Raw genomic sequence first — 25,213 nt, 5'->3', positions numbered from 1 at the left:
GAAGAGAACATTGCTGCTCCGCGACTATCGGGGCTGCCATGCCCGTACGAGGTCTTCCGGCCCCCAGCACACGTTGAGAGGCAGATCATCGGTCACCCCACAGCGGGAGACCGCCACGAGGGGAGTGTCCGGGGCGGTGCCGGGGACGGCGAGCATGTCACGTACCAAGGCGTCGTACTCATGGCGCCCGAAGGGCTGGGTCTCCAGCCACTTGACCGACCCGACGAAGTGCACCTGCCGGGCCACCGGCTCACGGTCTGTACCGATGAGGTCGATCTCGGGGTTGTTCTGACGGTTCCACCACCCGCCGACGGCCTCGGTCTCGGGCCACTCGTCGTTGGGCATCAGACGGAGCAAGGACTCGCGGATCAGTGGCTCGACCGCTCGTCCGCGCCAAGTGGTCCATGACCGCTCGATGCGTTCCAGTGCCACGTCACCGCGGCCTCGCTCGATGAGTGGGATCGCGCGTGCCAGGAAGGCCAGCCAGAACCGCAGATACGGGTCGGCAATCCGGTAGCGCTTGTTCTTGGTGTCCGGCTTGACAGACAGGGGGAGGTCAGCGGCCAGGACTCGCTTGGCCTGCAGCATGGCCAATAGCGGGGAGAGCGTGCCCGACGGCAGTGCGCCGGCGCCGCCCGCCTGGGCTGCGATGGTGCTGAATGTGCGCTCACCGCTGCCAACCGCTTCCAGTACGGCCCGTGAGTGCGAAGCCTCGGGGAATTCACCCAGCAGGGACAACTCACCGGCCACCAGCAAGGGCGAGAGAGAATTGGCAACCGACGCCTGCAAGAAAGCCGTGCGATCCATTCCCGGCCGCCACGACTGCACGATCTCGGGGAATCCGCCAGTGATCAACTGGGCGTCGACGGCCGCCGCGGCGTCGAGTTCAGTCATGTCCTGCACGTCGGCCAGGTTCAGGGGACGGACGGTCATTTTCGCCGCACGGCCGAAAAAAGGACGCCCGTACGACTGCAGTGCCTCCATCACCGATGCATCGCTGCCAACCAACAGCAGAAGTACGGGCTTGGAAGACAAGTGACGGTCCCAGACAGTCTGGAGTCCGCCCTCGAATTCCTGATCCTGCTCGACCAGCCAGGGCACCTCGTCAATCACCGCAATACTGGGAGAGTCATCGGGTACCGCAAGCGCCAGCGAGCGCAGGGCCTGGTTCCAGTCCTGCGACTGAAGGCCGGCGACCAGTTCCGCCCCCGGCAACAGCGACTGCGCGAGGGTCGCGGCAAAGTCGGCACGTTCCGTCACAGGGTTGCGCCCCCGAGTGGCCTGGAACACCACGTACGGCGCTCCCGAGCGGTCGCAGAACTCCTGGACCAGTCGCGACTTCCCTACTCGGCGCCGGCCCGTCATGATCACAGCCCGCCCCGGGGTGGCTCCAGCGCCCTCTGCCACTGTCCGGTACTGCTCAGCCAGCAGCTCAAGATCCCCGACCCGGCCTTGGAACTCCACGACGCACCCCTGGGCAATTAACGTAGATAGATTCTTACGTAGATTGAATCTTACTTCATTTCATGCGGCCTAGTGCGCACCGTCCCAGCACGGGAAATAATGAGGGGCCCGACCTCGAACGGTCGGACCCCTCATGACCTGCATGTTTGCCAGATCAGCGCCGTGGTGAGATGGCGCCCGCTACACGTTGAAGCGGAATATCTGCTGCAGAGCTCCCACCTGCGGAAAGACGGTTTTGGAGGGGGTCATCCCAGCACCATCCCAGCACGGGGGCTCTATCCCAGCACCATGCAGCTGCGCCCGGTCGGTTTCCGTCGAGTGAGCACCGGTGCCGTCGGCGCGGTCTGGCCGGCGACACGGACCGCGTCCTGGACAGGGGACGGGATGCAACCGGTGCTTCGGGGGCCGTCGGAGTAGGAGTGCGGCGACCCCCGGAGCACTCCGCAGCCGCTCAACCAGCCTCGCCAAGTCGCTCGATACGTGCCACCAGGCGACGCACAGCGATGGCCGTCGCGAGTACGGACTGGGTCGCGTCCTCGGCGTCCTCCCGCTCCAGCGGAGCCTGACCGGCCACCACCGCGAGCCTGCTCACCAATGTGTCCAGGGCCACCGCATCATCCGCCAGCCGGTACACCTGCGCCATGAACTCCTTGGCCATGCCGGCTTGGCTCGATGCCAACACCGTTCCGCCGCCGCCCGCGCCGACTCCGTCCGCGCTGCCGGGCCCTCGGCCGTCGGAATCCGGGCCGATATCCGGGACCGAAGTACGAACCTCCACAGCTGCCGATGAGCCCTCCGCTGCTTCAGGCGGAGCCTTCCGGATAGTAGTTCCACCGGTCGGGACCGGATACAAGCTGCTCTCCGACGGTTGAGCCGGGCCCGTTCCCCCGTGCCGCGCAGCCGGAAGATTGGACCGAGAGCCCGACTCCTTGGGGAATTCACGGTTGAACCAGGCTCGAGTCATGGGCTCGATCAACGGCTCACCGGAGGCTCCGACTTTTCGGGGCCTGCGGTCTCCTTCATCCATGGCCAGGGCCAGCTCTCGAAGCACGCCCACGGCCATCTCGGGCCTGTTATACATCGCGTTGAGGTTGTTCCGGACCGTTCGCCGGACCCGGTCGGCCTTCACTCCGTCGTCGTCGTCCGTCTTCTGGCCGCTGAGTGACCCCCTGTCCGCGTCAATGATGTCGGAAGACGCCAGCCAGTGGGCAGCGCGATAGAAGATCAGTTCCCGGAGAGCGTCGTTGTCGGCGGCAGCAACATCCAACAGCTCCCGCAGCGAACGCCCGGACATTGTGAGCCCTCCTCGGGTCTCGCCCAACTGGAAGACCTCACCGATGCGTGGGTTCCACGGCTCTGGATAGCTCTCGGATGTCAGCGCCGACCATGCCCGTGCCCGGCGATTGACTTCGGGTGCGGTCAGCTGGGACGGCGGAGACTCACTCAATGCTCTCCTGATGAGCAGCTGCTTACGCCGATCCGTCGGGAAAAATTCCGCGAGAAGCCGCATGGAGCGGATATCACGCAATTCACTTACCGTGGCGTCGGCTGGTACACCGGCAAGCTCGGTGATCGATGCCGCACCAGACAGTACGTCGGCGGTCTTCTCATTCAGTAGACCTTCTGCCACGTAGACGCCAAGCACACTCCGCCCCAGAGCCCGCCCCCGGTCGTTCGGTGTGAAATCCAAAGGCGGGTGCACATGGTCACGCCGATTACTCATCTGCGCAATCCGATACAGCCGCCCCGGGGTGGGGCACCCGATTACCAGGTGTGCCTCTACGACCGCTACCCGTACAGCCCGGCGTCCACGAGATGCTCGATGGGATTCAAGCACATCATCGCGCGATTCGATGTACTCCTCATTTAAGAGCCGAGAGAGCTGTGAAAGCCATTGATTGGGATCAAAGATGATCTTTTCTCCCTCGCCGCCGATTCTCTTCACCGGCATACCGGTGACCACTTCGGCCGACTCCACTTCAAAGATTTCATGTCGCTGCTTGGTGCGATTATTTCCGCGCACCGCCATCCACTGCCAGTGCGACTGAGGGTGCAACGGATTCCCGTCTCGATCCTCCAGTGCGCGATCCTGAATTCTGATGTGCTGAGCAATATAGAGGCCAGGCTCCTGCTGACCGTTAAGAACAAGATCTTCCAAAAGATTGTATGTTCGATGCCCATCCTTCTTCGCCAGCGCAGCAGCGGACTTTTCCAGATTCATGATCAGAGATTCCCTACTGCTCACCTCTGTCTCCACCGCCGCGAAGATTTCCTCCTTTCCTTCCGCAGTCATCCTGACCAGGGGGCGAACTCGCGAAAGCGCCTGACTGTCTTCTCGCAATGCCGCAGGATTTGCCACCGAGTGCCATTCAGAGCTGATGCGCTCGTTGTACTCCCACACACTGCCGCCCACGCCGTGCATCTCCACGACGGCAACGAGCATATCTCCAGCCTCTGTACGCAGCCGTCGCAATGCCGCCCCTCTCACCCGCCTGCGGCCAGCTACGTCCGGGGATGTCAACATGGTCTCCGGGTCAACGATGAACGGGGCTACATTTTCCAACGCCTCCCGGTGAATATTGACTCCTGGCGTGGCAAGAACAGAATCCACCCATCCCTTTTGATCTTCGAGTGACGGCGGCAGCGGGAAGGGAAGTTTTTCATTCGGATCAATTTCCGCATCTGAACTCACCAGCGACTCCTCACACTTCGACACATCCCTCAAGGAATATGATGAGCCGCTTCACCGAACCGGAGGGACGCATTGAAGAATTTGACCCAAATTGATCATTTTCGATCAATATCACCCCTCTCGACACTGAGGATTCGTACACGAAAATCGAACTACGATGGACCGATTACCTGGGCGAGCCTCGGCGGCTTAGGATTTCCAACATGTCTTTAAGCGTCTGGATCCTGACCATCATCGCCATCCTCGGCTCGCTAGTCATCGCACTGACGTGCGGAGTTATCGCATATACCTTCGGCAGAAATGCGGAGGGTGCAGTGAAGGCAGGAGGAGTCGCGTTCGCCACCAGCATGGGACTCTGCATCGGAGTCATCGCGCTCCAGCACGGCTGAGTCCCGGCAACGACACCGCCCCCGGCTGGTTCGGAAAGAGAGGAAAGACTCCCCGACGCGCCGACCTTTTCCAATCCTGGTGTTCGCATCGGCGGCCCGACAGTTTATCGGATCCCGCCGGTGTGCATCGCGCCATCGAGCAGTGTGGTGATCCACCCGTCAGTCCGGCACAGCCCCCGTACAGGCATAGCCGCCAAGAACCGTCCCGCCCACCCAACAACACAGGCGCCGCCCTCGAGGCGCACCTCAGGCCAGCGACATGGAGGCGACGAAGGGGCCGAACTCACGAGAAGGCTCGGCCCTAAATCCGCACGCTAAACGAATCGCATTAGCGTACAGTAATTGATCGATCAAGCTTTGACCTGAATATCCAGTACAGAGCTCCCACCTGCGAAGACGTGGCTTTGGAGAGGGCCATCCCAACACGAACCCAGCACGGAGTCTCATCCCTGCACCAGGCAGGTCAGACGCCCCCTCCCATGAAGCGGACCTGCTCGGACAGCGCAGCAGTTGCGGACTCGAGGTCCGCGAGCCTGATCGACAGTGTGGCCTCTGCCAGCCGAGGGGGAAGCGCGTCCCCGAATTTCAGACCCCGTACGGCCTTTTCATCGATGTCGGGCAGGGCCAGGCGCTCCGTCACGTCCTGCCGGGCCAGTCTCCAGTCCGCCGGAGTGAGGTCGTCCCGTAGGCGCACCCAGTGATCATTGATTCGCTGTCCTGGCACCGCGACGCCGCCGAGAGTCGCTGCCAGGGTGGCGTTCGCCCGGCGCCCGGCCCAGGTCCACCAGCGCAGTTGGTCTGCTCTCCCGTTTTCTCGCACAATCAAGGTGCCCCCGGGGTGTACTCGCTCCATGAAGCGCTCCCGTGCTTCTTCCAGACACCCCTGCGCTCTCCTCGTCAGATTCACCGGCGGGTCGATGCCGAGCAGCACCTCACGCACCGCACGGGCAAGCCGGTAGGAGGCTCCCTGACCGAATCCGGCTCCGCTCCACTTGGCTTTTCCGCCACCGTCAACCGGTTCGACAAAGCATCGCTTGCGACGCCAGTCGATGTAGGTGACCTGCCAGTTCCGGCCGGCAAGCAGGAGCCGGCGAGGGCCGGCGACCTGTTCGGTGAGAAGGCTGGGGTCGGTGCGGCCGATCTCGGTCCGGCCCTGCAGGACGGTGAACTGGGGTGGAGCGGTGAACACCGCGGTGAGGTTCATGAAGTGCCGGTGCCCGAAGCGACGCTCGGCCTCTGGGCCGACGAAGAGCAGTCCGCCGTCCTGGTCGAGGTATCCCTCTGCCACCAGGTGCTTGACGATCGGTTCCGCGGACCGGCCGAACGGCCCGAGGCCGTTCCACCATTCATGCCACAGATTGCCTCCTACGCTGCCTTCCTGAAGGCAGAGGGCGAGCAGTTGCTGGGCCACGATGTGCCGCGGCTCGGGGGGCGCCACCACCGGCTCGACCCAGCCTCGCGACCATTGCAGGAGGAGCCCTGCCGCGTTCAGCAGGCCCGCTTCGTCGAGGGTGAGGAAGAGACAGTTGCGTGATGTCCCGGGCCGACGTCCGGTACGGCCGATTCTCTGCAGGAAGGACGCGACCGACGCTGGGGCGTCGATCTGAACGACCCGGTCCAGGTCACCGACGTCGATGCCCAGTTCCAGAGTACTGGTCGAAACGATCACGCAGTCCCGTGCCTCGGCGAAGGCCGCTTCCGCGCGCCTGCGTTCGTCGAGCGAGAGCGATGCGTGCGATAGGAACGTGGTCACCCCTCGGGCACGCAGAGCTGATCCCAGTTCTTCGACCAGGCGTCGTGACTCGCAGAAGACCAGGCGTTTCTCTCCGCGATGCAGCGTGCTGATGACGGTTGCCGCGTTCTCGAGCGATCCCACGTAGTCGAGCTGGACGTCTCCGGGCGGCACGGCGGCGGAGGAGGATGTGCCGTCCGGTGCGGCCACCGGCACGTCCAGGTGTGGAGCGACGACCTGCGCGGGGCGCTTGCCCGCCCCCGAACCCTGTAGCCAGGTGAGCAGTTCGTCGGGGTTGCCGACCGTTGCCGAGAGCCCGACACGCTGCAGCGGCCTCCCCACGACGCGTTGCAGTCGCTCCAGTACGGCGAGCAGATGCCAGCCCCGGTCGTCACCGGCGAAGGCGTGCACCTCGTCGACCACCACCGCACGGAGCCCCGAGAAGAACGACGCGTGATCGACATTGACGCTCACCAGCATCGCTTCCAGTGATTCCGGGGTGGTGAGCAGGACGTCCGGCCGGTTCGCCAGGATGCGTGTGCGGGCCCCGGAGGTGGTGTCGCCGTGCCAGAGCGCGGCGCTGCGTCCGAGCCAGGAGCTGTACGTCTCCACTCTCGGCAGCAGGTTGTTCAGCAGCGCCTTGAGAGGACAGAGATACAGCACCGACGTGCCGGTCCATCGGGATCTGTGCATCCGGGACAGCAGCGGAAAGCATGCCGCCTCTGTCTTCCCGCCGGCGGTGGGTGCCAGGAGGAGTGCGTCCTCGCCCCGGGAAAGGGGCTCCACCGCCGCCTCCTGGAGCGGGCGCAGCCCTTTCCAACCGAGGGTGTTGACGATGTGGTGGAGCAGCGCCGGTTCCAGCTCGTCGTCTGTACTCACGGCAGTTCCAGCGCGATGTCGTCGGCGTCGCCGGCCGCGGCATTGCGCTCGGTGCTGTTGAGTTCGGAGTCCGCGATCGTGAGTGCGTAGTGCTCGCGTGGGTCGAAGTCCTCGAACTCGTCGACCCGGTCGAGGACATCGGCGACAAGTTTGCGCAGAAAGACGCGCGGCGCGACGCCGACCTTGCCGCCGAGCCCGCCGGTGACAGCGGTGGCCAGCTCTTCGATGTATCTGTCGTCGACGCGTACTGCCACCCGGGCGGGGTGGGCGGCCGCCCCCTGGTAGAGGTCGCGGACCGTTCTGCCGAGTTCGCCGAGCCGGGGCAGGTCGAAGCCCGGCAGGCGCAGCTGCACCGCGCGAGGCGAGTCGAAGCGCGGGTCGGTGGTGAAGTCGGTGGCCAGGCGCTGGGCCAGCGGCGGGAGTCGCTGTGCGCCCTGCTGGCCGTCGTAGAAGGCCGGGGTGCCGGTGATGACGAGGAAGAGCCCGGGGAACCGGCCGGCGTCGATCTCGTCGAGGAGTTGCCGCAACGCGTTGAGGCCCTTCTCCCGGACGTCTCCGCGAACCCGCTGAAGTGTCTCGATCTCGTCGAGCACGAGAAGAAGGCCGGGGTGGCCGCAGTCGCGCAACACGGTGAGCAGCCCCTGGAGGAATCCGAGGGCTGCGAAGTGGTCGAGGTCTCCGCGCACCCCTGCCGAGCGGCGGGCCGACGCCGCCACGGACTTCTGTCCGCCGAGCCAGGCGATCAGCGCTTCCGCGGTGGCCCCCTCCCCTGCTGCGACCGCTCGGCGGTAGCCGCGCAGCGCTGCGGCGAACGCGGGGGTGGTACGCGCGACATCGGCGAGCCGCCGCTCCATCAGGGCGTCCACGGCCTCGGCGAGCGCCGTCTCGTCCTCCTCGTCCGTGTCACCGCCGTCGAGGACCTCCTCCTCCAGCGTGTAGAACCACGAGTCGATGACCGCCCGCAGCGCGCTGGGCTGATGTGTGGCGGTGGTCAGGCGTTCGGTGAGCCTGCGGTAGACCGTCTCCAGACGGTGCAGGGGTGTTTCCGTCTCGGAGATCTGCACTTCGGCGGTGGCGAGTCCGGCGCGTTTGGCACGCTCGGTCAGCCAGCGGGCGAAGAACGTCTTGCCAGAGCCGTAGTCGCCTCGGATCGCATGGAAGGCAGCGCCTCCACGGGTGACGGTGGTGAGGTCCTCGTCAAGGGCGCTTTCGAACCGGCCGAGCCCCACGGCGAACAGGTCGAGTCCGGCCTGCGGTACGGTGCCGCGCCGCAGTGCGTCGATGACCTCGCGGCGCCTGGCCACGCTCACCGGGGTGGAGAGCGTCATCTCTCTACTCCTTGGGCTTCGGTTGCGGCAGGAACTGGTCGCGCAGCAACGGAACATCGAGTTTCACCGCGTGCCCCGCATCAACGAACCCGAGGACGGGATATCCCTCGACGTTCAACAGCCGCTGGACCGTGGCGACGAACCCCTCGATGTTGCGCCGGACGCGTCCGGTCGCGGAGATCGCGGCAGCGAGCGCCGCCGGGGACATGGTGCCGCCCGCGGCCACCAGAGCGTCGACGACCGCGGCGACGACCTTCGCCTCCGGAGCCTTGCGGACGTACTCCTTCTGGGCTTCGTAGACCTCGCTCGCCACCACTTCGCTGCCCAGGCCGGTGGTGGCCTGCACGACAGTCGGAGAACTCTGGCGGGCAGGGACGGCACCGGCAGTGACGACTGCGTCCCGGCGTGGCGCCGTAGGCACCACGGGTTCGTCGCTCCCGGCCTCCGGGGCGGGATCGGCTCCCGGCACGGGCTCGTTCCACCATGCGGGGGTCGATCGCTCGCGCGGCAGCCCCTCCCAGCCCTTGGGTGTCTGCTCGGCCACTGCGACCAGGGCGAGCACAGGGACGGTCACCTCCGCGAGTGACACGCCTCCGTGATACCCGGCCTTGCGTCCGGTGTACCGGATGTCCTCACGCCACGGCACGACGACGGTCCCGCCCCCTTCCAGCACCCTGGGCCCCCGGATCTCGATCTCTCCGTCCTGGGCCTGCCCGCCGGTACGCCAGCGCGGAGACACCGCTCCGGGCACGGACATGGCCGCACTCCCACTACGGCTGCCCCGCTCCAGGACGTGTCCGTGGTCTGCGACCAGGACGACCGGGCGCCCGTACCCTCTGGCCGCCGACAGCAGGTCCCGCAGGTGGGTGATGTCGTCGAGGGCCCAGGCCGTACCGCGTCCCTGTTGTCCCTTGTCGAGTGCGTCGTCGATGGTGTTCAGGACGACACCTACGACTGCTTCGGAGGCGAGCGCGCCCATGAGTTCGTGGGCCAGGGCGTGACCCGTTTCGCCGCCGACGTCCGCCTTGTGAAAGAGAGCCGCTTCCTTGCGGCGCCGCTTCCAGAAGGCGCTGAAGCCCGCGGTCTCCACGGACTGCCCTCCCTGGACGGGTTCCCCGGTGAGCAGTGAGGCGCGGCTCGTCCGGGTGACGGAGGGCAGCATGGACACGGCGGCCATCCGGCCCGCCGGCTGTCCGTCGGCCGGCCTGGGCGCGACCTCCCGCCAGCCTTCGCGCTCCATCTCCTCACCGAACTGTATGGCGACCGCGCAGCTCATCCCGTCGAGTACGACGACCAGGGGCGCACCCGCACCGGTCAGCGGACGTACCACCGACTCCAGGACGTTTTCGATTACCAGCGCGCCGTTTGGCTGCTGCGCGGTGGCGTGCACGGACCAGGCCGCGAGGCGGCGGGCGAACTGCTCATCGAGACGTTCTCTGCGCGCCCGGCCCTGCTCGTAGAGTCCTCGCAGTTCGCGGGCCGTGGTCAGATCGCCTCCGGGGTCTCCTGCCCACAGGAGGGTGAGCGCGCGGTCCGCCCAGCCCCAGTCGGTGACATGGGAGCGGATGCCTTCGTCCACCGTGGGCACGGCCGGTTCGGCCCGTTCCAGCCACCGTGCGATGCGCACCGCCATCTCCGCCACCTGTACCCGGTCCGGGTACAGCGCGGCCAGGCCGTGCCCTGCCAGATCGGCGAGCGCCGTTTCACCCGCCGCGGAGGAACGGCGTGCTTCGGCAACGGTCCGGCCAAGTTGTGCGGCGAATCCGGTGGGCAGGAACCGGCTGCCGGTAAGGGTGTCGGCCAGGCCCGCTGTGCCGGCCAGTTCGTCAGCCCGGTCGAGTACGGCGAAAACCTTCTGCCGGGCGGCCGGGCTGGTCCTGGCCTGGGCAATCCAGCGTGTCAGGGTCCCTTCCACCGCGTCGGTGAAGGCGCTGAGGGCTGCCCGGCGAGGCATGACCTGTCCGAAGAGGCTGCCGATCGCGAGGGCGGTGTCGGGAGCCACGGCCGGATCCCGGAGCGCCGCCGCGAGGATGCCGAGAGCCATGGCGTCCTGACCGAGTCCTGCTTCGGCGAGGGAGAGGAGCACCGGGGCCGCGGGGCCTGCGGTGTCGCCGAGCCATTTCTTCAGTTCCGCGCGTTCGGTGGCGGGAAGTTCCGCGAAGCGGAGCGGTCCCGCCGGTGTGCGCGACCAGGCGAGCAGGGTGTCGGTGTCGAGCGTGGCCGGCTGGGTCTGCGTTCCGGGCCCGGGGGCGGTCTCGCCGAGGCCGAGGCGCTGCACGGTCAGGGCGCGAAGGGCCGTGTCGAGGGTCAGCAGTCCTCCGACGCGCGGCCAGCCCGTGTCGGAGGGTTCGGCTTCCAGGAGCGCTTCGAGAAGCCATTCCATGCCGTACATCCGTACGTCGAGGCCGGTGGCGCCGAACCGCTGGGTGACGACCTCCGCGTTCTCGACGGTGAGAGTGCGGCGGTGTACGGCCTGCCCGCGCAGGTCCCAGCCGAGCTGCTCGTCGTCCATGCCCGTGGTGACCACGAGGACATCGCCCGGACCGGCCGTGTCCCGGTGATCGTGCCAGGCGGCCATCACGCCGAGGACGGAGGACTCGTCGCGTACCAGCACGCGGCGGGGCTCCTCGTCCACGGTCGTGGTGAACCGGGTCGGCGCTCCCGGCACATAGCGGCCGTGGATCAGGACCAGGCTGCGTTCGCGCAGGCTGTCCTTGTGCGCGGCCAGGAGGGCTTCGACGGTGCGGCGCCCCACCCGGGGGGCGGCGGGGGCCATCAGTCTCCGGTCCCTTCACTGTCGGCGGTGTCGGTGGCGTCGGCGTCGACCGGGTGCCAGGTGACCCGGACACGGCTTTCGGGGTGGGCGTCGAGATACGTACGGATCTCGGCCTCGATGCCGGTGACCGTGGCGGCCAGGGTTGCTTCGAGGTGCGTGGATTCCACGACGTGTACGGGGCGGGGGATGTCGGGCCCGCTCCGGTGCGCGGGGGCTGCGTCCCCATTCTCGACGGGAGAAGTCGTGACGGGCGGCGTGGGCACCCGCGGATTTCCGTGCTGGGTGAAGCTGACGTCCTGGGCGGTGGGCTGTGCGGGCGTCGCCGGCTCCGGAGGCGCGACGGTCCGGGCTGCCTGCGCGAGCCGGGTCGCCTCGCGCATCAACGCCTTCGTGCTGTCCCGCAGCCCGTCCAGTACGGGCACGAGCGAGGACTCCTCCTCGTGCTCGTTGGCGGTCCGGGACACCTGGGCGAGGAGCCAGCCGGCCCGGTCACCGACGCTGTCGTCCCGGTTCGCGAGCTCACGGACCGTGTCGAGGTCCTCCGTCCAGTCGGGGGAGCGCAGCGCGGTGAGTACTTCGGGGGCCTGTTTGAGCGCTGCCCCGATCTCCCCGTCCGTGACGTCGTACGCCGCGGCGGCCAGCTCCCTCACCAGCGAGGCGGGGGCGTCGGTGCGCAGAAGCCGCGCAACGAGGTCTGCCGCCGCCTTCATGGACCTGATGCGCGGGGCGTCCGCGCCGCCCGGTCCTTCCAGGCCGAGGCGGGCGGCGTTGTCCTGCAGCAGGGTGCGTGCGTCGCCGAGGGCCCGCCGGTGGTCGTCTGCGACCTTGCGGACCTTCTCCGCGAGGTTGGCGACGTTCCGGGCGAACAGCACCCGTGAGACCGTCTCGCCGAAGATCTTTCCCGCGCGTCCCAGGGCGACGGTGAACTCCTCCTCACCGGGGAGTTCCACCGCCCGCAGTCCGTACCCCTGGCCGATCCGTTCGAGGTCGGGAGCCTGGGCCAGCGGCGAGGTCTGGTAGACCCAGGTGCGGTCGTCGAGCAGGGCGTAGGTCGCGATGACCAGGTTGCTGACGTTGCGGTCCAGGCCGGTGTAGCCGAGCTCCTCGATCCAGGTGCGGATGTCCTCGACCGACAGGTCGGTGCCGGTGTCGGGGTTCTCCGCCGCCTTCTTGTTGATCCTCAGCCGCCAGTCGTTGGTGACGTTGAGCGGGCCGTCGTGCACCTCTCCGAGCCCCAGCGCGTGGACGATCTTCCGTACGGTGACCAGCTGGTGTCCGTCGACCACGACGCGGCGGGTGCCGTCCGCCATGGCCCGGTTGATCCACGTCAGTGTGGTCTTCAGGTCGCCCTTGGTGACGGCCTTACGGGTGAGGCGCGGGTCGAAGTCCGGGTGCTTGGGGTGGCGTGCCGCGAGGATCCCGTCGGCGACGAGGAACAGGTTCTCCTCGAAGCTGACGGCCGCTTCGGGGTTGGTACGGGTGAAGCCGGGTTGAAGGGTGAGCAGGTGCTTTCCCTCGGGGACCTCTGCTCCCGTGGTTCCGGGCTCGGCCCGTGCGATGCCGTACACCTGCTGGAGCGCGTCGGTGAGCTGACCGGTGAGGCTGTCCCTGGACGCCTTGAGCTGGTTCCGGATCTGGATGCGTTCCTCGGCGGGGCGGGTGGCGGTGTGTTCTTCGAGCCGGTCCCGTTCGAGCAGATAGTTGATCTTGAGGAGGCGTCCGAGGTTGCGGCTCTTCTGCTCGGAGAGGAAGTCGGACAGCCAGACGACGGTGGGGGCGGCCTTTCCCGCCCGCTTCATCCGGTCGACCCGCTGGACGTCGTCCATCGGCGAGTGGTCGCCGTCGTCGAAGGGGTAGTCGAGGACGATCCGGAGGTCGCTGCCGAGCTGCGGCCTGAACTCCTCGTCGGGCAGGTGCGGATCACGCACATTACCGAAGACGAACTCGGCCGTGCGCTTCGTTCCGCGCCAGACGACCTCCCGCAGGCAGACGAACGCCTGGGTGTCGGGGACACCGAGCGCGGCCCACAGCTGGTCCTTGATCCACTGCCGCCGGTAGCCGAGCTGGTCGGCGACGCCCTGCACCTCTTCGAGGAGCGGCTCGACGTCGAGGTCGGACAGGTGCAGATGGAACACCGGGTCGCCGCTGTCGCCCTCGCTGCGCAGCTCGCCGTCGAAGCCCTCGGACTGCAGCTCCATCAGCCGCTTGGCGGCGACGGAGCCCGCGTCTCCGACCCGTGTCCTGATCGTGCCGTGGTTCAGGGCCGCGAGCTTGCCGCCGGTGAGCCGGGACAGGGCGGGTACGTGCGGGGCGAGGGCGGCGAGCAGCAGCGTCTTGACGAGCCGGTCGTCGGTCTGGAACCGCTTGTCGTCGGCGGAGCCGTACTTGGTCAGCAGATGTTCGCGCACCCGCTCGTGGAAGCGGCGGGCGGTCTCCGCCTCCGCGCGCAGCTTGGCGGTGAACGCCTCGCCGGTGCGGGTCGCGATGACGTCCCACAGATCCCCTATCGGGATGAGTTCGCCCAGCGTGAGGTCGTCGAGGCGTCGGCCGAGCAGCTCCTGTACGAGCTTGAGGCCGGTCCGCTCACGCTGCAGGGCTCCGGAGAGGTCGACCAGGACGTTGAGGAGGGCGGGCGACAAGGGGTAGAGCGTGCGGAAGTCGTCCCAGTCCGCCTCGGTACGGCCCTGCGCATCGAGCAGAACCTGCCGCACCTCGTCCCTGGAGGACTCGACCAGCTTGAACGCGTCGTCGCGTGCCTGCTCCATACCGGGCCGCGGGGCGAGCACCCGGTGCTTGATGATCTCGACGAGGTTGCTGTCCTCCAGCTCCACGACATCGACCCGCCCCGCGAGATAGTCGATCTGCTGCTCGAGGTTCTGCACGTCGGCGCCCGCGACGTCCGCGCCGATCAACTGGGACAGGTCACGCTGACGGGAGATGAAGGACACGATCGGCACCGGCCGGTTCCCGTCGGCGGACTCGATCAGCTTGACCAGGCGCTGTACCTGGTCCCGTACGAAGTCCTGCCGCCCCATGTTCGCCTGGAGCCAGAGGATCAGCTCGTCGAGGAAGAGCACGACACCGTCGTAGCCGAGGGACTGGGCGTGCCGGGAGATGACCTTCAGGCCGTTCTCCAGCGGGATGAAGGAGTCCTTGCCACCGCGGGCCGCTTGGGCGTACGCCGCCATGGGGCCGCTGACCAGCGCCGACACCAGCCGGTCACGGTCCGGGTCGCCGGCCCTCGCGGCGAAGGCCCGGTCCAGCTCCGCACTGCTCCAGTCGACCGGGACGGCGATGTCGCCCGTGCCCGCGTCGATGAGGGGCACGTCGTCGGCGTCGTCCTCGTCCGACACCACGGCGGCACTCGCCGTCGGCGCCCCGGCTCCGAGCCACTGCCGGAACTTGTCGTCGTCTGCGAGGAACTCACGCTGCCGGTGTGCGTCGGCGAGCAGCGCGTCGGCACGGTAGACCGCGGGGGTCGGCGCTTCGGGGTGGAGCTGGCGCACGGTGTGCACATACCCGCCGAGCAGCGCGGAGTCCAGATCGGTGGAACCGACCAGGTGGTAGGGCACCATCAGGAACCGGCTGCTGGGCAGCCAGTCCTGGTGCTCGGCCATGACCTCGGCGAGGCGCGGCTTGCCCTGGGTCGCCGGGTGGTTGTTGAGCGCCGCGTGCAGCACGGTCAGGAAGTGGCTCTTACCGGCGCCGAACGAACCGTGCAGATAGGCGGCGTGCGAGTCACCACTGCGCACGGCAGCGGCGACGAGTCCGAGCGCCTTGCGGAACTGCTTCTGCAGCTGCTCGGTGACGACGTACTCCGCCACCCGCGCATCGGTCTCGCTGAAGCCCTGAGAGAGATCGATCTTGAAGTTGCCCGCGTGGACATCGTCCTTCACGGCGATGACATCACGCAGAACGAGCTCTCTGGTCGACATCAGGCGATCATTCCCTCACTCGGCTGGACCCCGGCACCCCGGCTGCACCGGTGACACGCTGCTGCTGCGCGCCCCCTGGCAATCTTGCCAGGCCGTACGTGGTCGGAACCGACCCTTCGCACCCTTCGCACGGCAGCTGATCACCGTGGGTGACCTCTTGCGCCACAGTGGCCTCTCCGTCTAACTCAACGTTGCGCCCACGGGTTCCGACCGTTTCGCCGGACATGGCCGAGTCGCGCCCTACCCTGCGGTCCGCCTCCCTGTTCCCCTGAGGAGGGAGCCGTCAACGGCACGCCGGGGCGCGGTTTCGCCGACCTGTGACGGAGGGGGAGCGGGTGGGTACGTCATCACGGTGGCCGGGGCCGAGGGGGAATCCCGGTACTCCGGCAGGCGAGTGGAGCCGCATCAGGGGGCGCCTTTCCTCGTGGCGCCCCGGCCGGCCGGACTCCACGGAACGCCTGGACGCAATTGCCGAGGACTGTCTGGCCGTACTGCACCGGACCCTGCGCGAGGACCCGTCGGCCTTCGGTCTGCAGGACGCCGCCTGCGCGGCCGGTGAACGGCTGACGGCCGCCATGGACAGCCTGGCGGCGGGCAATGGCACCGGCCTGGACGACCTGGACGAGGCGGGTGCGGCCGACGCGGACGAAGGCGACGTCCGTACGGCCTTCCTGTCCGACTTCGTATCGGCCGTGGGCGGCGACGGCGGCACCGTTGCCGACGCGGCCGTACGGCGGGCGGCCGCGGCGACCGCGGACCGGATGGCCACACACCACCCCGAGGCTCTGACCCCCGGGGGGTCCGGCTGGTCCGGCGACCTGCTCTGCAGCCTCTACCAGTGGTTCTTCGCGGACATCGTGGCCGAGTTCCTGCACATCGTCGTCGCCGAGAACATCAGACTCGCGGTCCCGGTGCTGCCGCTGGCCGATCCGGAGGACCACATCGCGGACTGGGTCGCCGGGCAGGTACTCCACCTGGTGCCGAACCCGTGCGAGGAGGCCGCGCACCTCGCGGCAGCGGCGGAGCGTGCCGAGGACGCGGTCGCGGCCCTTGAGGATCCGACGGCCGGCACGCTCGCGCAGGTCGCGCGGGGCCTCGTCCCGCGCGCGGTGAGCGCGGCACTCGGTCTGCTCACCGACGCCGATGCCGGTACCGCTGCCGGGCCAACCGCCCCTCCGAGCGAGAAGACACCAGCCGCATGACAGGGACACCGGTCCTCCGCTCCTGGCTCTCCCACCCGCGCGCCCCGGCCCCGGAGCCCCCGTGGCAGCCGCTGAGCGACGCCCTGTACTGGGAGTCCCCGGTCCGAGCGCCCGACCGCCACCACTTCCTGGCTCCCGCCCCGGACTGGGCCGACGACCTCCAGCGGGTAGCCCGTGCCGTCTTCGCCGCGGACCGCTGCACCTCCCGGGAGGAGACGTTCGACCACTGGACCCGCCACATCCGGCTGTCCGTCCCGGTCACCGCCCCCGACGCGTGGACCCGCGCGCTCCCGCACCTCACCACGCTGCTCGCGACCGTGACGGGTGACCGCTGGGAGGTCGAGTTCCGCCCCTTCGACGCCGACGAGCGTCCCCGCTCCCGCCCGCTGCCCTTCGGCCCCGAGGAGTACGCCCGCGAGGTGGCCCTGTTCTCCGGCGGCCTCGACTCCCTGGGCTGGGCAGCCCAGCGCGCCACCGTACGCAGCCCACGCGCCCTGCTCCTGGTCACGTTCGAGGAACGGAACTTCGAATCGCTCCAGGACACCGTGTACGAGGCCGTGCTCCGGCGGAGCGAGCGCACTCTGCGCCGCTTCGAACAGAGCCAGACCGTGCGCCGGCCGAAGGACGCCACGTTCATCCTCGAACGCTCCACGCGCTCTCGCGGCCTGTTGTACGCCGCCACGGCCGTGCATGCCGCCGCGGCCGAGCGCGTCCCCGTCGTCCACGTCCCCGAGAACGGGCAGCTCGCCCTCAACCCTCCGCTGTCCGCGGCCCGTTCGGGTGCCTGTTCCACCCGCTCGGTGCACCCGTGGACGCTGCACCACCTCAACCGGGTCATCGAGGAGATCGCGGACCGGCCGGAGCAGGCGGTCCGGGTCGTCAACCCTTTCGCGGCACTCACCAAGGGCGAGGTGTGCGCGGCGGCCCGAGACGCCGGCCTGCCCCAGGAGATCCTGGAGGCCACCCTGAGCTGCGGCACTCCCCCGGCCCGCAACCGCGGCCGGGTGCCTTACGCCCACTGCGGTCTCTGCTTCCCCTGCCTGGTCCGCCACTCTGGCCTGCTGCACACCTACGGCGAGGACCGCACTCCGTACGCCGCCGACCCCTGGGACCCGTCCCTGCCCGCGAAGCGCACCCAGCACTGGCGGGCCCTCCGGCGCTGGCTGGACACCCCGTGCACGGTTCTGGACCTGGTGTCCGACACCCCGCTGCCGCCGGACGCCCGGCCCGCGGAACTCCTGGCCGTCGTGGAGCGCGGCCGGGAGGAGCTACGAGCCCTGGTCGCACGCGCACCTGCCGTGCGGCGGTCCGCCTGATCCGTCCTGTCAAGAGCAGCTACAGCGGCGGCGAAGGCGACAACTGCATGAGGTCACACTTCGTCCGGACGCGGTCCACGTCCGCGGCTCAAAGACACCGGGCTCCGCCCGTTCACCGTGACGCCCGACGCCTGGTCGACCTTCACCGCGTACGCGTCCGGCTCCTGAAGCACGGCCTGTGAGGCGGCGAACTCCTGCCGCCTCACAGCCACCTGCTCCTCTACTCCTCGCTCAACTCGACCTGCTCGACGGCCTTCTTCTTCGGTGCGGCCGCCTTCCGGCCACGCGGCTTCTTCACCGGCCGCCACGCCTCCAACTGTGCGTCACCGACCGCATGCCTGCGCAGCAACGCCTCGAAGTCGGCTTCCAGCACCTCGGCCGGCACTTCGTCGTCCCACTCCGCGTCCGGCTTCCCGTGCCACTGCTTCACCCAGGGCATGACCTCCCGCAGCCCCGCGAGCAGCGGAACGATCCGCTCGGTACTCCAGCCATCACCCTTGGTCCGCGCATCGATCAACTGGGACAGCACCTGCGCCTGGTCCTTGTGATCCCACCCTGCCCAGCCGAGCATCAACGTCGAGTCCCCATCCGGACTCGCCTCGGGATAGGAGATGAACCGTTCCTTGGGCACATCGAGCTTGCCTCGGTTCGCCCAGTACGAGGGTCGCAGGAAGTCGGCCGTCTTGTACTTGCTCGGCGGGTCGATGTCCCTGGGCACACCGTCCTTGTCCTCTTCCCGCTGCTCCTTCCAGACCTCTTCCCACTGGGCACGGGTGCGCAGCCCAGCGTCCTTGTAACGCAGGGCAGCGAGATACGGCACGTGCTCATCGGCGATGACCTCGGTGAGCACCTGCCCCAGGGGAAGATCTGGCATTCCGAGATGATCGGAGGCGTAAAGCGCCGCGACAGACACAAAATTCGCATCCGAACTCAACCGGTCCGCAAGGTAGTTGATCGTCATCGACCGCGGCTGCTTCATCCCGTCCCGCAGCTCGTACCACAACTCACCGCTCTCGCACCGATCGAGCAACCAGGTCCGCAGCGCGGCCCGCTCCTTCTTCTCCCACGACTCGGCGGACCACCGCCGCTTGCACTCGGGCCGCTCGATGAGCCCGATGTCTCTGGGACGCGAGGAGATAATATCGATCCGCGCCTGCACCACAGCCTTGTACTCATCCGGCCAATGCGCAGGAATGTCCACGATCGGGGTTGCGCCATGCCGGTCGAACCAGACAGTTTCTGTCTCGCCTTCAGCCACACGCCGGGCAAGCACGATCTCGAAGGCGCGCTCACCCAAGGCAACTTCAGGAACAGCCATGGAATCTGACAGGGTGCCTCGACCCGCTTCAGTCGAGCTCAGCAGGCCATAGAGGCCGTAAACAGCCCAGTCGAGCTCTTCCTGAAGAGCAACCAGCCTCCCCTTGACGGCCTCGTTCCTCCGCCGCGCCTCATCAAGGTTGACGCGGAGCGGAATCTCTCGTCCTGCGACAGCATCTGGCTCATCGTTTGCCAGTTCTCGCGCCGAGAGATCCATGAACCGCCCGAGATCGAGCGGCATCCTACCGGGAAGCGGAAATCCTTGAAGCTTGGTGCCGGTGAATTCGTAGAACCTCTCCCATTCATCGTGCATAAACCCACCAGTGCCTGACTGGCTTCCCTTGTCATGGCTGACCTGCTTCAGCCAGAAACAAGCCGTCGACGAATTGAGCACCCCCAGCAACTCCAGGTGCGAATCCTCATCCGCCCCCTCCGGCAGCTTGATGACTGGCGCAGTTCGATTGAAAAGACGGCCACTTCGGTCGTACGAGAAGTGATTATGTGTGGCAACGAAAGCAAACCCCAGGCCGTCAGCCACATTCAGCTTGCTTGAGTAATTCTCCAGATGCATGAACCATGGCGAATCATTCTCTGCCATGGTCTTCCCGAAGATGACTCGCCGCTCAAGCAGGGCGCGATACGGCCACAGCCCACGCGAGACGAGAGAACTAGACTCAGCAACTGGCTTCGTGTTGGCAGAATCGACATAGGGGTTGCGAATTTGAGTCACCCGCGAGATTGAGAAATCGCGAACGCCATCTCCCGTTACAAGTTCCCGAACCGATGCCGCTTCCCTCAACCGCTTGGCCGTCATCCGGTCGGGGAGAAAGTACGCATCATCCGCGCCACTAGCTGTAGTTCTCCCGATACTGGTGCATCGATCTCCAAGTCGACTCACTGCTGCGGATTCCACATACGCCTGCAGTTCACCTGCCCCTCCCCCGGCAAGGCTCCACGGAAATTCACTGAAACTGGCGCTGGGCGCATCCACGACGCTCACCCAATCCGACGGGCTGCCTGGGGCTCCTGTCTTCTGCGAAATCTCGCGCCATACGAGCCCCTCCGCCTCTTTCCCCTTCTCCGGCTGCCCCGGCTCCCCCCGAACCCCCAACACCGCCCGAAGCGTCCGCTCCGGATTCGGAATCCGGTTCCGCCCCACCAAAACCACCGTCGGCGTCCCATGCCCCGGGATGTACGCCCCCGACGTGTCGATCACATGCGACAGTTCGACCCGGTTCCGGAAGAAGATCTCGATGAGCTTCTTGCCGAACTCCCGCTTCATGAAGGAGTTCGCCGTGATCTGCCCGACGAACCCACCCCCGCCGAGCCGCCCGCCCGGCCCCCTGACCGCCAGGTCGAACAGCCGCTGCGCGAAGGGCACGGACAGTGCGTACGTCCCCGCGCACACCTCCTTGTACGCCGCCCGGTAGTTCTCGTTCTCCTGCTTGTCCTTCACCGTGATGTAAGGCGGGTTCCCCACCACCACGTGGTACGACCCGCGCCCCAGCAGGTCCGCCCGCTTCGCGTACTCCCAGACGTCCTCCGTCGCGTACGCGTACGTCTCCTCGTCCTCGCGCCCGACGACCGCGTCCGCGAAGAGCGAGTCCAGGTCGATCTCGGTCTGGATGCCCGCCGCGCCGCGCCCGTGCAGCAGCGAGTCGCCGACCGCAACGTTGATCGGGAACGACGGCGCCTGCGCCAGCCGCTCCGCACCCGCGACCTTCATCGCGGCGACAAGCAGCCGGAAGCGGGCGATGCTCGCCGCGAACGGATTCTTGTCGCAGCCGTGGACGGACTCCAGGGAACGCCGGACCAACGTCCAGTCGTCCGTGCCTGGTTCGGCGATACGCCACTTTTTGAAGAGCCGGTCGAAGATTTCGAGCAGGAAGTGCCCCGACCCGCACGCCGGGTCGATGGTCCGTAGCCCTCGCAGTGGCTCCCCCTCCGGGTCCAGAGGGTCCTCCCGGACCGCGTTGAGGCCGAACTCCTCGATCGCCGGTTCCAGTGTCAGATCGAGGATGAACTCCTCGACGAATTCGGGGGTTTGGAGCAGCGCATACGTCTTGCGGGCGTGCTCGCTCAGCTCCTGGTACAGGTCGCCCAGGAACCGCGTGCTCCACTCCGCGTCTGTGAAGTCGTACCGGATCTCGCCCGCCGCGCCCCACCTCCGCCAGAACGCGAGCAGCTTCGTCGCCGCGTCGTAGCTCGGGGTGATGCTCCACAGCGGGTTGTGGTTCTCGTCGAAGAGGCCGGCGACGGTGGTGTTCGTACCGGCGAGGTGGTGGAAGGAGGCGATCAGCCAGTCGCGGTCGTTGAGGTGCGGTCGCTCGCGGAAGAACTGGTCGTGGCGGGCCTCCGCCTCGGCAAGGCGCTCGCCGGGTCCGGCGAGGAAGGGCTCCTCGATCAGCCCGTTGTCCTCGCAGAAGCGGACGAAGACACAGGCGAGCACCCACGCGGCGGCGGCCTGAGTGACCCGCTCGTCGCGCCAGGCCGGGTAGGGGGCCGCGATCCGCTTGGCCTCCTTCGCCTGCCGGTACTCCTCGTCCAGGCATTCACGGAACTCGTCGACCGTCTCGCTGCGGGCACGCAGGTCGTCCTCCAGGTCGAGGACCAGTCGCTTCAGGTCCTTGACCAGGGCTTCCTTGTCCAGGCCCGCTGGGCCCGCCATACCCGCCTTCTCCACAGTCACTTTCCGCTTCCTTCTCACCGCACCGCGCCATCGCCCGCCGCGCATCCCACGGCCAGGCCCTGCAATCCTGCCAGCCTCACTGGCGAGGCTGGGCTTCCCGTGTGCGAAAAGACCGCTCTCCCCCTCCTCCCCACCACTAAAGTGATCGTCGTGACGGCCCCGACCACACCGACGCCTCCCCCGCACACCTTCCTGAAGGCGGGACACGACCACTACAAGGCAGCACTACAGCTGTCGCAGGACGTGAAGTTCACCGGTCCCGCCGATCACCTTGCCGGCCTGGCGGCGGAGTGTGTGGTCAAGGCGATGTTGATGGATTTCTTCGGTGCTAAGCAGGACACCCAGTACGGCAAGCCGTACACCCAGAAGACTCCGCAGGACAAGCGGACCTGGCACGAGCACATGCCCAAGGTGTTGGACCACCTCCAGCTCATAGCCTCGGGCCACCGGGGAAGTCTGATCCTTCAGCAGATCCCGGCCCAGAACCCGTTCAGTACCCCGTCCGACGAATGGGACGTCTTCCACCGCTACCGTGACGGCGACGGCTTCCCCCCCGGCCGGCTCCCCCGCCACCTGGCGACCGTCCTCAGTCTGATCAATGCCTACGACTCGGCGAAGTGACCCAAGGAAGCGACTGGACCCCATGACGGAATCAGCCCGATTCGACGACGCGTGGCAGCATGCGCGTGCGCTCGCCGACACCGCTGCCGCGGGCGGTCATGACGTCGTTCTCGTCCGGGACCTGTCCGGCCGCACCACCCTGCTGATCGACGACCGGGACGACGAGCTCGCACCGGACTCCGACCACCTCACCCAGCTCCGCCAGACGTTCCGCGAGCAACTCGGCCCCTTCGCCGCGAACAATCCCGTACAGACGGCCGGCACCATGTTCTCCGCGAGCGCGTTCTTCGACGCTCCGGAACTGATCGTCCTCCAGGAGCGCGAGGAGGACCGGCACGGCCGCGTAGGCATACTGGAACGCACTGTCGTCGGCGCCGACTGGTCCGCTCCTGGCACCGACGACCAGGAATCGGCCTCTCCCCGCCCGTGGCCCCGTATCGCCTTGTACGGGTTCAAGGGCGGTGTGGGCCGCTCCACCGCGACCGCCGTTCTGGCCCGGCACCTGGCCGACCTGGGCAAGTGTGTGCTCGTGGTCGACCTCGACCTCGAATCCCCGGGTGTGTCGAACCTGCTCGCGGATCCGGGAGCCGCCTCCCGGCACGGCATCGTGGACCATCTCGTCGAGTCGGCCGTCGGCAATGCGGACGGCCTTGACCTTCTCGCCAAGTCCTCCCTCACCCCGAAGGACGGCAACGGAGAGATCTGGCTCTCCTCGGCCTCGGGAACCCCTCGCAACGGGGAGCCGTACGACTACCTCGCCAAGCTCAACCGCATCTACAGCGATCTCCCTCCCGAACAGCCCGGGGACATGCCCCGGCCCTTCGCGCAGCGGCTGGAGGATGCGATCGCCGCATGCGAGGAACAGACCGAGAAGAAGAACGGCCGCCGTCCCGACGTCGTACTCCTCGACAGCCGGGCGGGCATCCACGACATCGCGGCGGTGACGCTGACCCGGCTCAGTGACCACGCCCTGCTCTTCGCCGTCGACAACCCCTCCACCTGGGAGGGCTACCGCATGCTGTTCGAGCAGTGGAAGAAGCAGCCCGATCAGGCACGTGTCATGCGGGACCGCCTGCACATCGTGGCGGCGATGTTCCACTCGGCCGGAGACATAAACCGTCTGAACACGCTGCGCCGGCACGCCTACGACGAGTTCATGGCCACCCTGTACGACCTGCCCGACGACGACACCCCCGAGCCGTACCTCCCTGCCGAGGGCGATGTCGACGACAAGCCGTACGCCCCCGTCCCCATCCTGTTCGGTAACGACCTGGTGGGGCTCGATCCGCAACGCAGCCCCAACTGGACGAGGCTCCCGTTCGTCCGTGCCGCCTATCGGGACTTCCTCAACGCGGTGGAAGAACTGGTCCACGACCCGTACGAGGATCTCGCATGACGGACCCGAAGACCCTGGCCAACCGCAACCTCATCATCGAGGCACTCCGGGGCGCACCGGACGCCAACACCACCACGCCCGACCTCCGCACCATGTTCACGCCCTCGTCCCACCGGGAGGCGCTGGCCCCGGATGCCACCGTGGTACGCGGGGCACGCGGTACGGGCAAGACGTACTGGGCGAAGGCTCTGACCGACCCCGTTCTTCGCGAGGTGGCCGCCCGTTCCTACTTCATGCCCAGGCTCAGCCACACCGAGGTCATCACGGCCTGGGGCCTCGAAGGCGGCGACGAACCGGTCTTCCCCGGGAGACGGGCCATCGCCTCCCTCATCCAGGACTTCGACAAGGAGGACAACCTCCAGCCGAAGGATCTGTGGTCCGCAGTCGTCCTCATGGCGCTGAAGGTGCCCCAGGTCGTCGCGCTCGACAGCTGGATCGACCGCATCCGGTGGACCGCCCGGAACGGAGACGCGTACGAGACCGCACTGCGCAAGGCGGACCGGGAGACCCGTGAGCAGGGCAAGACCCTGATCTTCCTCTTCGACGCCCTGGACCACCTCCATTCGGAACGCGCTCACATCGACCTGCTGCTGTCCGGGCTGTTCGAGGTCGCGCTGGAACTCCGCCTCACCACCACCACGCTGCGCGCCAAGATCTTCGTGCGGCCCGACATGTACGACAGCGCTCCCCGGAACTTCGCCGACGCTTCCAAACTGGACGCGAACGCCGCCGACCTCTCCTGGAGCCGGGAGAACCTCTACGGGCTGTTCTTCCACCAACTCGGCAACCACTCCTCCGAGCAGGCGGAGGCGTTCAGGGACTCCACCGAAGGGGACTGGCGCATCGAGGAGGGCCGCTACATCGCACCCGTCGAGGTGCTCGCCGACCAGAAAGCCCAGGAACGCCTCTTCGTCACGCTGGCCGGCCCCTTCATGGGAACGGACCGCCGCAAGGGACATACCTACACCTGGATCCCGAACCACCTTCAGGACGGTCTCGGCCGAATCAGTCCACGCACGCTGCTCTCCACGCTACGGAAAGCAGCGCAGCTCACCGCAGACGCGGATGCCACCCACCCGCTGCCGCTGTACTACGAAGCCATCCGCGAGAGCCTCAGCCACGCGGCCGGCGTCCGGGTCCGGGAACTCCAGGACGACCTCGGCTGGGCAGCGCTGGCGGTCGAGCTCCTCGCCGGCAGCCAAGTACCGATGGAACCATCCGCCGTTCACTACGCATGGAGCTCACGAGGCTTCACGGCCGAACTCCGCAAGGTGCTGGAGCGTAAGAACGCGGGGAGTGGGCCCCAGCACCCCGACAACCCTGTCGCGCTGCTCGCCGAACTCGAAAAACTCGGCGTGACCACCTACCGCACCAACGGCGCCGTCGACCTCCCCGACATCTACCGGCTCGCCTTCGACATCGGCCGCAAGGGCGGCGTCAAGCGCAGCAAGGCCTGAGAACTGCCGAGCGGGGCGCC

At 67.5% G+C, this 25,213-nt stretch carries 13 protein-coding genes; 6 read left to right on the top strand and 7 right to left on the bottom strand.

Annotated elements, in window-relative coordinates; all coding sequences use genetic code 11:
* Nucleotides 1–24: 24 nt before the first annotated feature.
* Both ACZ6MZ_RS04170 and ACZ6MZ_RS04165 read right to left on the bottom strand, forming a co-directional pair.
* Nucleotides 25–1,464 (bottom strand): ATP-binding protein, encoded by a 1,440-nt coding sequence (locus tag ACZ6MZ_RS04170; RefSeq protein ID WP_469349705.1) that lies wholly within the window; start codon nt 1,462–1,464, stop codon nt 25–27.
* Between the two features lie 451 nt (nt 1,465–1,915).
* Entirely contained in the window at nt 1,916–4,156 is a 2,241-nt protein-coding gene (locus tag ACZ6MZ_RS04165; RefSeq protein ID WP_469349703.1) for a hypothetical protein, read from the bottom strand.
* 203 nt (nt 4,157–4,359) lie between these two features.
* Between ACZ6MZ_RS04165 and ACZ6MZ_RS04160 the strand changes: the two genes are divergently transcribed.
* Complete coding sequence (locus ACZ6MZ_RS04160) at nt 4,360–4,545, top strand: hypothetical protein (protein WP_469349701.1); 186 nt, start codon at nt 4,360–4,362, stop codon at nt 4,543–4,545.
* Nucleotides 4,546–5,008: 463 nt separating this feature from the next.
* Here the strand turns inward: ACZ6MZ_RS04160 and ACZ6MZ_RS04155 are convergent, their stop codons facing one another.
* The 4 genes from ACZ6MZ_RS04155 to ACZ6MZ_RS04140 are packed head-to-tail and all read right to left on the bottom strand — an operon-like array spanning nt 5,009 to nt 15,195.
* Complete coding sequence (locus tag ACZ6MZ_RS04155; protein ID WP_469349699.1) at nt 5,009–7,156, bottom strand: DEAD/DEAH box helicase; 2,148 nt, start codon at nt 7,154–7,156, stop codon at nt 5,009–5,011.
* A complete protein-coding gene (brxD, locus tag ACZ6MZ_RS04150) occupies nt 7,153–8,484 on the bottom strand; it encodes a BREX system ATP-binding protein BrxD (protein ID WP_469349697.1) in 1,332 nt (443 codons plus the stop codon). Before brxD ends, ACZ6MZ_RS04155 begins: the two co-directional genes overlap by 4 nt.
* A gap of 4 nt (nt 8,485–8,488) precedes the next feature.
* A complete protein-coding gene (gene pglZ / locus ACZ6MZ_RS04145; RefSeq protein ID WP_469349695.1) occupies nt 8,489–11,260 on the bottom strand; it encodes a BREX-2 system phosphatase PglZ in 2,772 nt (923 codons plus the stop codon).
* Nucleotides 11,260–15,195, bottom strand: coding sequence for a BREX-2 system ATPase PglY family protein (locus ACZ6MZ_RS04140; protein WP_469349693.1), 3,936 nt, complete (start codon nt 15,193–15,195; stop codon nt 11,260–11,262). Before ACZ6MZ_RS04140 ends, pglZ begins: the two co-directional genes overlap by 1 nt.
* Nucleotides 15,196–15,530: 335 nt before the next feature.
* On the opposite strand from ACZ6MZ_RS04140, the gene ACZ6MZ_RS04135 reads away from it, so the two are divergent.
* Both ACZ6MZ_RS04135 and ACZ6MZ_RS04130 read left to right on the top strand, forming a co-directional pair.
* Nucleotides 15,531–16,397, top strand: coding sequence for a hypothetical protein (locus ACZ6MZ_RS04135; RefSeq protein ID WP_469349692.1), 867 nt, complete (start codon nt 15,531–15,533; stop codon nt 16,395–16,397).
* Nucleotides 16,394–17,713 carry a 7-cyano-7-deazaguanine synthase gene (locus ACZ6MZ_RS04130; RefSeq protein WP_469349690.1) on the top strand — a complete coding sequence of 440 codons (1,320 nt, stop codon included), beginning with the start codon at nt 16,394–16,396 and terminating at the stop codon, nt 17,711–17,713. Before ACZ6MZ_RS04135 ends, ACZ6MZ_RS04130 begins: the two co-directional genes overlap by 4 nt.
* Before the next feature lie 220 nt (nt 17,714–17,933).
* Here the strand turns inward: ACZ6MZ_RS04130 and pglX are convergent, their stop codons facing one another.
* On the bottom strand, nt 17,934–21,719 hold the full coding sequence (pglX, locus tag ACZ6MZ_RS04125) for a BREX-2 system adenine-specific DNA-methyltransferase PglX (protein WP_469349688.1): 3,786 nt from the start codon (nt 21,717–21,719) through the stop codon (nt 17,934–17,936).
* A 150-nt stretch (nt 21,720–21,869) separates the two neighbouring features.
* Here pglX and ACZ6MZ_RS04120 point away from each other — a divergent pair, with 150 nt between their 5' ends.
* Genes ACZ6MZ_RS04120 through ACZ6MZ_RS04110 form a run of 3 tightly spaced genes read left to right on the top strand, consistent with a single transcriptional unit; the run spans nt 21,870 to nt 25,193 of the window.
* Nucleotides 21,870–22,340 (top strand): hypothetical protein, encoded by a 471-nt coding sequence (locus tag ACZ6MZ_RS04120; RefSeq protein ID WP_469349686.1) that lies wholly within the window; start codon nt 21,870–21,872, stop codon nt 22,338–22,340.
* 22 nt (nt 22,341–22,362) lie between these two features.
* Complete coding sequence (locus ACZ6MZ_RS04115) at nt 22,363–23,736, top strand: KGGVGR-motif variant AAA ATPase (protein WP_469349684.1); 1,374 nt, start codon at nt 22,363–22,365, stop codon at nt 23,734–23,736.
* Nucleotides 23,733–25,193, top strand: a complete 1,461-nt coding sequence (locus ACZ6MZ_RS04110; protein ID WP_469349682.1) for a hypothetical protein — start codon at nt 23,733–23,735, stop codon at nt 25,191–25,193. The genes ACZ6MZ_RS04115 and ACZ6MZ_RS04110 overlap by 4 nt, the downstream gene beginning before the upstream one ends.
* Nucleotides 25,194–25,213 lie beyond the last annotated feature (20 nt).

The organism is Streptomyces sp. NPDC042201, assembly GCF_055582185.1.
Note: the sequence above shows the minus strand (reverse complement) of the source record. Positions and strands in the feature narration are given on the sequence as shown.